Genomic DNA, 12,366 nt, shown 5'->3' on the forward strand with positions numbered 1-12,366 from the left:
TTTATATATACAGTACATCATATGATTTTAAAGCTGAAATAGTTTTTTACTCAGCTAACTCTTTGATTAATAGATATGCCATTTCTCTGAGCTGTCAGTACCATTGACGCCATTTGTCATCCTCCTGTAGGCGCTGATTCCGGTAGAACAGGCGCAGCCCGGCACCAGATGGCAGGCTGCCGCCACGAAGAAGCAGATCCACTTCCGTTTCACTGGCGTCAAAGCCTCTGGACAGCAACTCCGCATTGAGCTGTAGCCGTTGGTGTTCCGTAATTTCCTGTTTGTAGCCTTTTCGGCGCTTCGGTTTAACCAGCCGCAGCCTTGCCGTCAGCTCGCGCAGTTCCTTTTTGCTCATGTTTTCGAAGTCCGGCAGCGCTGCAGGTTCTTCGCTGCCCGGTAGTTCGCCCCCTGTCTGGTACGTTTTTTCAACAGGGGGACAGTTATTGTCACGAGTCCAAGGGGCGCGAGCGCCCTGGTCGGCTGCCGCCTCCTGAAGGTCAACGGCCTTACGAACCATTTTCCACTTCATCGCGTGTGTGCAGATCCGGCCCTCAACAATCGGGGACCAGATGCCATAGATACGGATGCCGTGATCGCCGTAGGTGCCCGGCTCGTCGTTAAGCTCGTATGCGGTTCGAATAAGGTGGTGTTTGCGGGGAACGAGTACACCACCCTGCTTCATGATGTAGGTGGCAAAGCAGCCCGCATCGGCGGCAGCCAGCACGGCATCAAGCCGCGCATTTTCCAGCACCGGCGCACCAGCTTTTTTACCGTCCTGCGCCCTCGCGGCCTGCCCGGCCAGCAGGCGCAATTCGCGGTACGCCTGACGCCCTGGAATGCCGAAGAAACGGAATTGCTGGACGCGGTGCAGGGATGCCCAGGCACTGACATGCTCGGCGCTATCACGCAATGATTTGCCAGTTTCTTTGCTAATCTCTTTCGCCAGTCCACGCCCGTCGATGTTCTTGCTGATGTATTTGGCGATGTAGCTGGTCGGTGTGCCTTTGCGCGGGTTGATGAGTTCAGACTTGAAGCGCGGGCCGGTATTGTTGCCCAGCTCGTCACGGTCCTCGCGAATGGCGAATTTACGCAACAATGCAGTGAGTGTGCGACGGTCTTTTTTGCGCATGAAACATAGCAAGTGCCAGTGCACGGTGCCGTCATGGTGTGGCTCTGCAACTCGGACGCCATACCAGCGCAGCCCGGCTTTGTGCATGGCTTTGCGGAATGCAGCAAAGGTATCCACCAGATAGTCACTGCTCTGTCGGACCGTTTCGCTGGTCCACTTCGGATTGGGTCTGCCGTTGTTGAGCGTGGCGTGGAAGCGTGACGGGGAGGTGATGGTATAAAACACGGCGCAGTCGCCGCGCATTTCTGCGATCAGCTCCAGCCCTTTCACACAGGCCATCATTTCATTACGACGGTGCGCCGGGTTGCTGCTGCTGGCGTTCACCACGTCTTCCATATCCAGCGTGTCTCCGTCGGCATTAACCAGCTCGTGCGACTGGAAAAATTCCAGCGATTTACGGCGCTGCTCGCGTTTGTGGATCACGGCTTCATAGCTGACATACGGGGACGCTTTCTTGTTGACCAGGCAAACGGCACGCAGCTGCTCCTCCCGCCACTCGCAACGCATCTGCCACAGCTTGCGATACCACCAGTCTGCACACAGCATCCGCGCCAGCGAACCCGGAATAAGGTCATAGGGCACTGGCTTGCGACGGCGTTTCTTGCAGCGCAGTTGTTCAAAGGCAGGCGGAATCACATCAAGGCGCATTGCCTCAGCGGCCACCTTTTCCCATGACCGACGGATTTGCTCAGGCTTCACGTCATCCGTCACAAACAGATCGCTGCAGGCTGCATCGAGACACATGCTCATATGTGCCGCAACCAGCGTAGACAGTCGCTTGACCTGTTCCTGGTTCATTTCGGGCAGAATCAGCAGCCCCTCCAGCCCTTCATGGCTCGCCATGAACCGGAAAGAGGCAGACACCTGACTTTCACGCACGCGCTCCAGTCGCTCAAGGCACGGCCTGATGGTCTCACGCAGATACCGGGAATATGCCTTTGGCCTTCCCAGCCCCTGGAAGAATTTAATTCTCTCCAGCAGAGGTTTGCTGACGTGAGCAGGCTCGGCGATGACGTTTGCCAGAATGACCAGATCGGGGTTAAAGCGCTGCTGCTCACGTGCCATTTTGGCGCGGCTGATGAGCCGGTCCTGCTCCAGTTCACGCTGAACAGGATCGCGGGATTCATTGAAGAAATAACGTTCCCAGACCTCATCACTCAGCGCCTCGCGGCGCAGCTGTTCCTGCTCGTTATCCGCAGCGTAAAGAGTGATCAGGTTTGAAAGCGCAGACACCGGCGCAACTTCCGCCGGGTCCAGATAGGGGTTAACTGCTTTTTTCGGGGCGTTCCATGGGAAAACCCCGGCGGCCTCAGTAGGGCCGCCTTTGTCGTTTGTTAATTCAGGCATCACTGACAGGCTCCGAAGCTCACAGCGCGCCTCGGGTGTAGTGCTTCCCTTTCAGCTCAGCAATTTCCTGACAAGTCACGCAGCACTGAACGCCAGGGATAGCTTGCCTGCGAGCCGCTGGGATTGGCGCGTCACAGTCGATGCAAAGAACGCGAGCTGTACCGGGGTTTCTGGTACGGGCGTTATGAATATGACGCTGCAGATTTTCTTCGACGCGCTGCTGTACGAGATCCATGGAATCAGCCATCAGTGCCAGTCTCCGCGTGATTCGGCTTCATAACGGGCAACTTCACGGCGCAATAATTCTGCTGCCTCTATTCCGGTCATTTCCTTCTGCAGGATATGAAGCGCCAGTGCCTCCATGCGGATGGAAACGGCAAAGGCACAGCTTTTACGCTCATCCAGGCGAGTCTCGTTAAACAGCTGGAATAAACCGGCATCATCCGGTGCGGTTTTGGTGGTACGGGTTTCACTATTTCGCATAACATTTCTCCTGAACTTGGGCAAAAGAATGCCCGGCGGGTTTACGCCATTAATTTCTGTTTTGGGTTAATTCGGCATGGTTAGCCGTTTCGGAAATAAGCTCACCACTGCACGAAAATGATTCATTGCTTTAATCAGCTCCCGCGTTTCGTCAGTGGTCAGCTCATTAATATTGACGCTGTGACGTTCTGCCGGAATTTTTGCCATGAAGAATATGGCGGCCAGTGCCCTCTCGTTTTGTTTATGGTTAATGTCGCGGGGATCGCGCATCTCATTAATAAACCGTTCCAGCTCCCGTTCAATATTCAGACCAAACACTTTTGCTCTCAGCTCCGCGATGTGGTTCAGCCCATTCAGGCGCTGACCGGTACTCAGTGGAACAGTCGCTGCAGGACCTTCAATAGCCATGGTTTCCCCTGTTGGATAGTGGACAGGTCGGCCAAAAGTGCATCCTGCGAGCGGCACGGATGCCAGCGCTTACCATCTTTCCCCATGATCCAGCCGTGGCCGCAGTGCATTGCCGGGCTTTGCTTAACGAGAAGAGACGCAAATGAGGGTTCATTGTTCAGCATAAACACCTCAGCTCAGCCCAAACGAAGAGCCAAGGCCCGTCACAGTATCGACGACACTTGCCATTGCTGGGTTAGCCTGTAGCCGCGCCTGCAGCGAAATAGCGGTAAGCGCCATTAGGCGAGTAACAGAGTTGACGCTTTCGACAACCTGACGGCGGGTGGCCGCATTTAGCTGAACACCAGAAACCGCACTTGCGGCAACACGGCCGATCTCGGCAGTGGCTTTCAGGACGTACTGCGGCATTTTCTCCCGTGCAACTTCATTGGTTGGTATACATGGCAGGCAATGGATCTGCGCCAGAAAACCATCAACTAACGTTGAGTCTTCGGTGAGATCTGTCAGCAGCCATATGTCTGGCGCTGTGAGCTGGTGCGGTTGCTCCGGGTTGAGCTTATTACGCAGGGTTTGAACGTTCATGCCTGCACGTTCTGCCAGATTCGCCATGTTGTGGCGTATAGCGAAAGCCCGACAGGCTTCATTGAAATGAGGATGTTTTGATATGCGATAGTCAAACATAGTCAGTTGCTCCGTGAAGTCTCAAAATGGAACTAGTTGATAGTCACGTTGCAATCTGAGAGTGCATCGACAGTCATCGCAGCGATGTTAATCATCACTTTTTCACGCTTTTTGTCCTTGCGTAGGCGATGACGAAGCAATCGACCATCTGCAAGCATGTCGTTGATGGTGTCGATAGATAACCCAGTGAGTTCACTATATCTTTCAATAGTGACGTGGGGGGTGATGAGAGTGATTGAAATGTTAGGTCTCATGATGCAACATTCCTCGTTTAGCAATGATTAATCAGGATGAATACTGATCGTTTGTATTTTGTGAACACCACAAACATACGATCGCATCATGAAATCGTCAAGGTAAAAGTTCACCTGGAGTGACCATGAATTTGGAGAAAGGCGGCCGTGGAGCCATAGAGCGTATGGTTGAAGCTTATGGTTTCAAGACAAGACAAGCTTTGTGCGACCATTTGGGAATTTCGAAAAGTACCTTAGCAACACGTTATATGCGCGACTCTTTTCCGGCTGAGTGGGTGATTCAATGCTCCTTAGAAACTGGTATATCTCTAAACTGGCTCACCACAGGACAAGGTTCAAAACAAAGTTCACATAAAGCAAACACTAAAGAACTTGAGAAGCATGTTTTGACCAATGGGTCATTACGCAAAGATGGCTCATATGTTTTTGATGCAAGCTTTTTGCCTGATAATCTTAAAAATCCTGTTGTTGTGATCGACGGCACTTCAGAATTTATCTGCGATATGGATTATGGAGATGTGCGTGACGGCATGTGGGTAGTGAGTATTGATGGAGAGGTTGCTCTAAGGAGTTTGACACGTCTTCCTGGTAGCCGACTTCGCATAGATGGGGGCAATAGTTCATTCGAATGCGCAATTGCGGATATTGAGATACTTGCTAAAGTTTTAGTTAGTTGCATCCGATAAAAGGAATTTTTATGACAACGACGTCCGAATCCAATGATGAACAGAATGAAAATGGTGATCTTAGGGCCGTAAAGCGCCTCTATGAGCTGACTATTCGCATAAGAGACTTTGAGATAACTCAGTTATCTCAACGTAATAATTTTTTCATGATTTTTCAGGGCGTTCTTTTCGCAGGTTTAGCCACCTTATACCAAAATGACAAGGGTGAAGCATTCGTACCTTTCATTGCGCTTGTTGGCTTGATTGTATCGTTCTTTCAGATAGGAATTTCTTCTGGTGCAAAATATTGGCAAGAATATTGGGAGGAGGCGGTTAAAGAAATTGAGGAAGAATTACTCCGTGTGATGTCACTGAAAGGGCATGAAACACGTGAGAAAGTTTACCGCATATTCAGCATTGCGATGGTAGAAGTAGATGCTAAAGTCAAAGATCGATTAAATCGCTCAAGCACAAACATGATAATAAAATTTTTAGTATCTTGTAAATTTTCAGTTAGTCGCATACCAATATACACTGCTTTAACATTTTTCGCCCTTTGGCTATCCCTAGGTATATATAGTTTTATTGGACGTCATTTCTTGATTCTTTGGATATAAGGAATATCAAATGGAAAACTTATACTACACTCAGTTCAGCCATATAGACTTTAACGATCCCTTCTTCGATTCACTAAACATTGATTATCCGGACTTTGCAGGATGGATTGATAAGAAAAAAAATGATCCATCAGCATTAGCCTATGTTCTTTTTAATGAACAAAACAACATTGAAGGTTTTTTGTATCTGAAAATCGAAAATGAGAATGTTACTGACGTAACCCCTCAATTACCGATGAGAAAGCATCTAAAGGTTGGTACATTCAAATTTGAATCACGTGGAACTCTTCGAGGTGAACGTTTTATTAAGAAGATATTCGACCATGCTTTAGAATGCGATGCAGATGATATTTATGTAACGGTTTATCCAAAACACGCTTATCTTATTAGATTATTCAAATCGTTTGGATTTGATATTGTTGGTTCGAAAGGTCCTGACGATAATGCGGAAGACGTTTTACTAAAAGAAATGCACAACGTTCAGTTGACTGGGGATATAGTCAATGATTATCCATTCATGCATCATTCAGATAGTAATAGAAAATTCATTCTCTCGGTAGATCCCCATTACCATACAAATCTTTTCCCGGACTCCATACTCCGTACAGAATCTCCTAGCATCGTCAGCGACGTGTCACATACGAATAGCATAAGAAAAATATATATTTGTGCAATGCACGGTGTTACATCATTTAGACCTAATGACCTTGTTTTAATCTATCGGACGAACAAAGGACTATCTGGTTCTGCGTATTATAATTCAGTAATCACTTCCTTATGTGTGGTTAGTAATATTAGGCATATAGATGAATTTGATACAGAAGATAGCTTTATAAATTATTGTAAAAAATATAGTGTTTTTGACATTAAAGATTTAAGTTATTTCTATCGTTCAAAAAAATATCCATTCATAGTTTCATTTACATATAATTTAGCTTTTCCTAAAAGACCAAACCGTGCTAAACTTATTACTGAAGTTGGTTTGAATCCTAATGCCTACTGGGGGGTATTAGATTTATCCGACCAACAATTTGAACATATTATTAAACTTGGTGAAGTAGATGAAAGTGTTATTGTCAATTAAACCTGAATATGTTGAAAAGATTCTTGATGGAACAAAGAAGTTTGAATTCAGAAAAGGAATCTTCAAAAACCCGGATGTCAAATCTGTGGTTATTTACTCAACTATGCCAGTAGGTATGATTGTTGCTGAGTTTGATATCGCTGATGTTATAGAAGACAATCCAAGTACCGTATGGAAAAAAACCTGTCGTTATGCTGGCATTAGCAAACAGTTTTTTGATTCGTATTTTCACAGTAAAGAGAAAGCCTTTGCTATAAAAATCGGTGAGTTAAAAATTTACGATCAGCCCCGTCACCTTAGCTCATTAGGCGAAAACATCACAGCACCTCAATCTTATAGATACCTGTGATGTATGTTACTTAGAACAACATACGTTGACACTGTTTATGTATACAGTAAAAATGCTCTCCATATGGAGGGCATTTTTTATGGCAGTACGAAAACTCGACACAGGAAAATGGATTTGCGAATGCTACCCCGCCGGGCGCAGCGGGCGTCGTGTACGCAAGCAGTTCGCCACCAAAGGCGAAGCATTGTCCTTTGAGCGTCACACGATGGATGAGGCAGAGGCTAAGCCTTGGCTGGGTGAATCGGTAGACCGTCGAACCCTGAAAGACGTGGTTGAACTCTGGTTCAAACTGCACGGCAAATCTCTTACGGCTGGTGAACATGTTTACGACAAGCTGGTCCTGATGGTCGATGCACTCGGAAATCCTCTTGCTACTGATCTCAGCTCGAAAGTGTTCGCGCATTACCGTGACAAACGCCTGACGGGTGAAATCTATTTCAGTGAGAAGTGGAAGAAAGGTGCCAGCCCAGTAACAATCAACCTCGAACAAAGCTATCTGAGTGGCGTTTTTAGCGAGCTGGCCCGACTCGGAGAATGGGCAGCACCGAACCCGCTGGAGAACATGCGTAAGTTCACCATTGCCGAAAAAGAAATGGCCTGGCTAACGCATGAGCAAATAACTGAATTACTTTATGACTGCAATCGCCAAAGCCCCCTTCTTGCATTGGTTGTCAAAATTTGCCTGAGCACTGGTGCACGCTGGCGCGAAGCTGTGAACCTGACCCGCTCTCAGGTCACAAAATACCGAATCACGTTCGTCAGGACCAAAGGCAAGAAGAACCGTAGTATTCCGATTAGCAAAGAGTTGTACGAGGAAATCATTGCCCTGGATGGTTTCAAGTTCTTTACTGACTGCTACTTCCAGTTTTTGTCTGTGATGGACAAAACCTCCATCGTGCTTCCACGCGGCCAGCTTACCCACGTTCTGCGCCATACGTTCGCAGCACACTTTATGATGTCTGGCGGCAATATCCTTGCCCTACAGAAAATCCTGGGCCATCACGACATAAAAATGACCATGCGTTATGCCCATTTAGCCCCAGATCACCTTGAGACAGCGCTACGTTTTAACCCGTTAGCTACCATGATAACTGCTTAAATTGAAAGCACCGCTCATCCGCACTCACCGCGTTTTAGCACGTTTGAATCTCGATTTATTCAACTATGTATGCCACTATAAGTTAGCTTGGTTTTCAAAGATTCTTAGCAGCTGATTTCTCTAATAAATTTGGCTACCTAGACACCAAGTTAAGAGGGATAAATAATGATAAATATCAATCAACTATGTGATTACATCATCACAAAAATCTCAGCTTCAGGCGAAACTATGTCTAATTTGAAGCTGCAAAAATTGGCGTATTACGCGGATGCTTGGTATCTGGCTTTTTTTGATGAAAAGTTAGTGGATGAGGGGTTTCAAGCGTGGATTCACGGCCCAGTAAGCCGTGCGATTTATAACCGATTCTCTTCTACAAAATCACTGTATTCGGACATCACGATTGCAGATTGCACTCCTGGATTTGATCTTTCATCTATTCCAGCCGCTGCCGCAGCTCATATTGATGGCGTTCTTGAAGTCTATGGTGCTTTTTCTGGTGCACAACTTGAAGATATGACCCATAAAGAAGAGCCATGGATTAAGGCTCGTGAGGGTTACAGACCGTCAGCACGTTGCGAGGTAGTCATTGATCGCAACATAACTAGAGATTTTTACCGTAGCCGATTGAATTAATAACCATGGTGAAAGCCTTCCGCCCTTCATTAGGGACAAATCAGCCCACAGCGGTACAGACCCCTAAAACGCCCTCAGCCCCCGAAAAAAAGTGGGCGTTTTCTTTTCGTTATTGGCGTCAAATTGAGAATTTTGGGTTAGATCGTACCGATTCAGGCTGGTTTGTTTCACTAATTGGAAAATTATCTGAGCTTTCTCAAAAAGATGTCAAAGGCTTTATTACCAGTGGGGCCGAAAGAGAGGCATGGCGCTATCATTCAATAAACTGGGAACAAAGAAATATCCCCGTACAACGTAACCAGTTGACCTGGATTGACTCTGACTACCTTGAAAATGACGAAGAATACCCATTATTGCAATTTCAGATATCTACTGCCCTTGGTAGAGTTGTAGGCTTTTGGGATGAGAACCAAATTTTTAATGTTGTGCTTTTAGATCCTCTTCATAACATACAGCCAACACGCTCTCATAACTATCGAGTTGACTACTGTGCACCGCTTGAGACCCCCTACTCACTTTTACTCTGTAGAGTAGATGATATAAGACGCACATGCCATTGTTCAGATCCTGAATGTAGCTTCAAACGTCGAATCGAGCAATTTGAAGAAATTCCAATCCAGACAAACACGCTTGTACACTATGTCAGTGACATGGAATGGGCTGAGACACAGCAATTTATAGCGGATGGTTTGATAAGCGATGCCAAAGAAGTTTTCTCTTGGGGGCTACTGGCTATCAGGGACCAGTAACCACCTGCCAAGTGGCGACAAAGTGGCGGCAGCGGTTGGCAATACCCCGTAATCATCACTTTTCACCACCAAACTAACTTATTGATTATCTTGCAAGTCATTGTTTTCACTAACCCGTTTACATAAATGGGTTTTTTGTTGCCTGCGTTTAGCCATCCCGGGTAAAACACCGCCTCAGCGCCCCTCTTCCTGCGCCCTCTCCCCTGCCAGCTGCCCGACCATCATGCGGATCGCCGCCTTCGACAGCGGCGCGCGGTCGGTGACAAAGTGCAGGGTCATCCCTTCAATAAAGGCGTCAAGGCCGCGGGCGGTGTCGGGGGCAAACCACTGCTCCAGCGTCTGCTGGCTGCGCCGCATCCAGTTCTGCATCACCGCCTTCAGCGCTGGCTGGCTGCTGCAGAACGCGTACAGCTGGTACATCAGCTCCATATTGCGCGCCGTGGTCACCTGGGCGCTGAAGATCAGCTCCGCGATGGCATCGCAGGCTTGTTGCCGGTTCGTTACTCCGGCGAAGCTTTGCTGATACTGCGCCGACATCTCGGCGGTAAACAGGTTGAACGCCTCCGCGATCAGCGCCTCGATGCCGCTGAAATAGTAGGTCAGCGACCCCAGCGGCACATTCGCGCAGGTGGCGATTTTACGGTGCGTCACCGCATGGACGCCGTGCGCCGCGATGGTGTCCAGCGTCGCCTGCAGGATGCGCTCGCGGCGCTGCGGATCGTTCGGTCTACGGGCCATGATTTTCCTCTTCCGGTTTATGTACAAATGTACACATGCTTGCTACTGTTGTCTTCACTCTTCTCCTTTAAGGCGTTTACGGATGACGACGCAATCTTCGCGCAGAGCGCTCCAGCTTCGACTGTGGGCGCTGTTTATGTTCTTTTTCATCCCCGGCTTATTAATGGCCTCCTGGGCCACCCGCACGCCGGCGATCCGCGATCTGCTGGCGCTTTCTACCGCAGAGATGGGCGTCGTGCTGTTTGGCCTGTCGGTGGGATCGATGAGCGGTATTCTCTGCTCGGCGTGGCTGGTGAAGCGCTTTGGCACCCGCAAGGTCATCCGCACCACCATGTCCTTCGCCGTACTCGGCATGCTGGTGCTCAGCCTGGCGCTGTGGGTCACCTCCGCCCCGCTGTTCGCCTTCGGTCTGGCCATCTTTGGCGCCAGCTTTGGCTCGGCAGAGGTCGCCATTAACGTCGAGGGCGCGGCGGTTGAGCGGGAGATGAATAAAACGGTGCTGCCGATGATGCACGGCTTCTACAGCTTTGGCACCCTGTTCGGCGCCGGGGTGGGCATGGCGGTGACCGGGTTCGGCCTGCCCGCCGCCCCGCATATCCTGGCGGCCGCGCTGGTGGCCATTCTGCCCATCGCCATTGCCATCCGCGCCATTCCGGAGGGTACCGGTAAAAATGCCGCCGAAGCCGCCCACGGCGAGGCGAAAGGTCTGCCGGTATGGCGCGACGCGCAGTTGCTGCTTATCGGGGTCATCGTCCTGGCGATGGCCTTTGCCGAAGGCTCGGCCAATGACTGGCTGCCGCTGCTGATGGTGGACGGCCACGGCTTTAGCCCCACCTCCGGCTCGCTGATCTATGCCGGCTTCACCCTCGGCATGACGCTGGGCCGCTTTACCGGCGGCTGGTTTATCGATCGCTACAGCCGGGTGACGGTGGTTCGCGGCAGCGCGGTGATGGGCGCCCTGGGTATCGGCCTGATTATCTTCGTCGATAACCCCTGGGTGGCGGGCATCTCGGTGCTGCTGTGGGGCATCGGCGCCTCGCTCGGCTTCCCGCTGACTATTTCCGCCGCCAGCGATACCGGTCCGGATGCCCCTAAGCGCGTCAGCGTGGTGGCAATTACCGGGTATCTTGCTTTCCTCGTCGGGCCGCCGCTGTTGGGCTTCCTGGGCGAGCACTTCGGCCTGCGCAGCGCGATGCTGGTGGTGCTGGGCCTGGTGATGGTGGCGGCGCTGGTCGCCCGCGCGGTGGCTAAGCCACAGTCTGAACCCGTTATGGAGAACAGCTAATGAGCATCAAACTGATTGCGGTGGATATGGACGGCACCTTTTTAAGCGATGCCAAAACCTACAACCGGCCGCGCTTCCTCGCCCAGTATCAACGAATGCGCGAGCAGAACATTCGCTTCGTGGTCGCCAGCGGCAACCAGTACTACCAGCTGATCTCCTTCTTTCCGGAGATCGCCCACCAGATCGCCTTCGTGGCGGAAAACGGCGGCTGGGTAGTGAGCGACAATGAAGACGTCTTCAACTGCCAGCTGCCGGTTCACCATTTCAACGCCGTGGTCGATCATCTGCAGACGCTGCCGAATATCGAAATCATCGCCTGCGGGAAGCGCAGCGCCTACACCCTCAACCGCTACAACGACGCGCTGAAGACGGTGGCGGCGAAGTATTATCACCGCCTTGAACTGGTGGATGATTTTAACCATCTCGATGACACCATCCTCAAATTTGGTCTCAACGTGCCGGACCGCCTGATCCCGGAAATTCAGCCGAGGCTGCACGCGGCGCTGGGGGACATGGTGACCGCAGTGGCCACCGGCTACGGCAGCATCGACTTAATTATCCCGGGGGTGCACAAAGCCAACGGCCTGCGTATTTTGCAGCAGCGCTGGGGCATCGAGGATCATGAGGTGGTGGCGTTCGGCGACAGCGGCAACGATATCGAAATGCTGCAGCACGCCGGGTTTGGCTTCGCCATGGCCAACGCCCGGGAAGACGTCAAAGCCGTCGCCCGCTATCATGCGCCGCACAACAACGAAGAGGGGGTTCTGCAGATTATCGATAAGGTGTTGGATCGCGAAGCGCCGTTCGCCTGATAAGACCCGGATGCAAGCGCATCCGGGTTGAAA

The 12,366-nt window shown here is 50.3% G+C and carries 17 protein-coding genes; 9 read left to right on the forward strand and 8 right to left on the reverse strand.

Annotation, left to right across the window (positions count from 1 at the left end; genetic code table 11):
• Positions 1-94 precede the first annotated feature (94 nt).
• From ACOI6Z_RS08875 to ACOI6Z_RS08905, 7 genes are all read right to left on the reverse strand, one after another.
• Entirely contained in the window at positions 95-2,476 is a 2,382-nt protein-coding gene (locus tag ACOI6Z_RS08875; RefSeq protein ID WP_420687208.1) for a replication endonuclease, read from the reverse strand.
• A gap of 19 nt (positions 2,477-2,495) precedes the next feature.
• Positions 2,496-2,723, reverse strand: coding sequence for a TraR/DksA family transcriptional regulator (locus ACOI6Z_RS08880; RefSeq protein ID WP_334261764.1), 228 nt, complete (start codon positions 2,721-2,723; stop codon positions 2,496-2,498).
• The gene (locus ACOI6Z_RS08885) at positions 2,723-2,959 is read right to left on the reverse strand and encodes a DUF2732 family protein (protein WP_122117460.1); all 237 of its coding nucleotides are present in this window, start codon (positions 2,957-2,959) and stop codon (positions 2,723-2,725) included. Before ACOI6Z_RS08885 ends, ACOI6Z_RS08880 begins: the two co-directional genes overlap by 1 nt.
• A 66-nt stretch (positions 2,960-3,025) precedes the next feature.
• Positions 3,026-3,367 (reverse strand): DUF5347 domain-containing protein, encoded by a 342-nt coding sequence (locus ACOI6Z_RS08890; protein ID WP_007848792.1) that lies wholly within the window; start codon positions 3,365-3,367, stop codon positions 3,026-3,028.
• The gene (locus ACOI6Z_RS08895) at positions 3,331-3,531 is read right to left on the reverse strand and encodes a phage filamentation protein Fil family protein (protein WP_071990042.1); all 201 of its coding nucleotides are present in this window, start codon (positions 3,529-3,531) and stop codon (positions 3,331-3,333) included. Before ACOI6Z_RS08895 ends, ACOI6Z_RS08890 begins: the two co-directional genes overlap by 37 nt.
• A 7-nt stretch (positions 3,532-3,538) precedes the next feature.
• A complete protein-coding gene (locus ACOI6Z_RS08900) occupies positions 3,539-4,048 on the reverse strand; it encodes a phage regulatory CII family protein (RefSeq protein WP_007848791.1) in 510 nt (169 codons plus the stop codon).
• A 32-nt stretch (positions 4,049-4,080) separates the two neighbouring features.
• Positions 4,081-4,302, reverse strand: a complete 222-nt coding sequence (locus tag ACOI6Z_RS08905; RefSeq protein WP_004223867.1) for a hypothetical protein — start codon at positions 4,300-4,302, stop codon at positions 4,081-4,083.
• A 125-nt stretch (positions 4,303-4,427) separates the two neighbouring features.
• Between ACOI6Z_RS08905 and ACOI6Z_RS08910 the strand changes: the two genes are divergently transcribed.
• The 7 genes from ACOI6Z_RS08910 (at position 4,428) to ACOI6Z_RS08940 (ending at position 9,498) form a co-directional block, all read left to right on the forward strand.
• Complete coding sequence (locus ACOI6Z_RS08910) at positions 4,428-4,988, forward strand: phage repressor protein CI (protein WP_044594064.1); 561 nt, start codon at positions 4,428-4,430, stop codon at positions 4,986-4,988.
• An 11-nt stretch (positions 4,989-4,999) separates the two neighbouring features.
• The gene (locus ACOI6Z_RS08915; protein WP_039029586.1) at positions 5,000-5,584 is read left to right on the forward strand and encodes a hypothetical protein; all 585 of its coding nucleotides are present in this window, start codon (positions 5,000-5,002) and stop codon (positions 5,582-5,584) included.
• A gap of 10 nt (positions 5,585-5,594) precedes the next feature.
• Positions 5,595-6,668, forward strand: a complete 1,074-nt coding sequence (locus ACOI6Z_RS08920; RefSeq protein WP_249476367.1) for an N-acetyltransferase — start codon at positions 5,595-5,597, stop codon at positions 6,666-6,668.
• Positions 6,646-7,017, forward strand: coding sequence for an ASCH domain-containing protein (locus ACOI6Z_RS08925; RefSeq protein WP_044594528.1), 372 nt, complete (start codon positions 6,646-6,648; stop codon positions 7,015-7,017). The genes ACOI6Z_RS08920 and ACOI6Z_RS08925 overlap by 23 nt, the downstream gene beginning before the upstream one ends.
• Positions 7,018-7,096: 79 nt before the next feature.
• Positions 7,097-8,116 (forward strand): tyrosine-type recombinase/integrase, encoded by a 1,020-nt coding sequence (locus ACOI6Z_RS08930; RefSeq protein ID WP_122117458.1) that lies wholly within the window; start codon positions 7,097-7,099, stop codon positions 8,114-8,116.
• A gap of 165 nt (positions 8,117-8,281) precedes the next feature.
• Entirely contained in the window at positions 8,282-8,749 is a 468-nt protein-coding gene (locus ACOI6Z_RS08935) for a Panacea domain-containing protein (protein WP_039029590.1), read from the forward strand.
• A gap of 5 nt (positions 8,750-8,754) precedes the next feature.
• Complete coding sequence (locus tag ACOI6Z_RS08940) at positions 8,755-9,498, forward strand: hypothetical protein (protein WP_110275292.1); 744 nt, start codon at positions 8,755-8,757, stop codon at positions 9,496-9,498.
• Between the two features lie 174 nt (positions 9,499-9,672).
• Here ACOI6Z_RS08940 and ACOI6Z_RS08945 read toward each other — a convergent pair whose 3' ends face one another.
• A complete protein-coding gene (locus ACOI6Z_RS08945) occupies positions 9,673-10,236 on the reverse strand; it encodes a TetR/AcrR family transcriptional regulator (RefSeq protein WP_044521890.1) in 564 nt (187 codons plus the stop codon).
• A gap of 82 nt (positions 10,237-10,318) precedes the next feature.
• On the opposite strand from ACOI6Z_RS08945, the gene ACOI6Z_RS08950 reads away from it, so the two are divergent.
• Together ACOI6Z_RS08950 and ACOI6Z_RS08955 are read left to right on the forward strand one after the other, a co-directional pair.
• Positions 10,319-11,521 (forward strand): MFS transporter, encoded by a 1,203-nt coding sequence (locus ACOI6Z_RS08950; protein ID WP_044521889.1) that lies wholly within the window; start codon positions 10,319-10,321, stop codon positions 11,519-11,521.
• A complete protein-coding gene (locus tag ACOI6Z_RS08955) occupies positions 11,521-12,333 on the forward strand; it encodes a Cof-type HAD-IIB family hydrolase (RefSeq protein ID WP_050532933.1) in 813 nt (270 codons plus the stop codon). Before ACOI6Z_RS08950 ends, ACOI6Z_RS08955 begins: the two co-directional genes overlap by 1 nt.
• The last annotated feature ends 33 nt before the right edge of the window (positions 12,334-12,366 follow it).

The sequence above is a fragment of the Klebsiella sp. C239 genome (assembly GCF_048822715.1).
GTDB classification, from domain to species: Bacteria; Pseudomonadota; Gammaproteobacteria; order Enterobacterales; family Enterobacteriaceae; genus Klebsiella; species Klebsiella quasipneumoniae.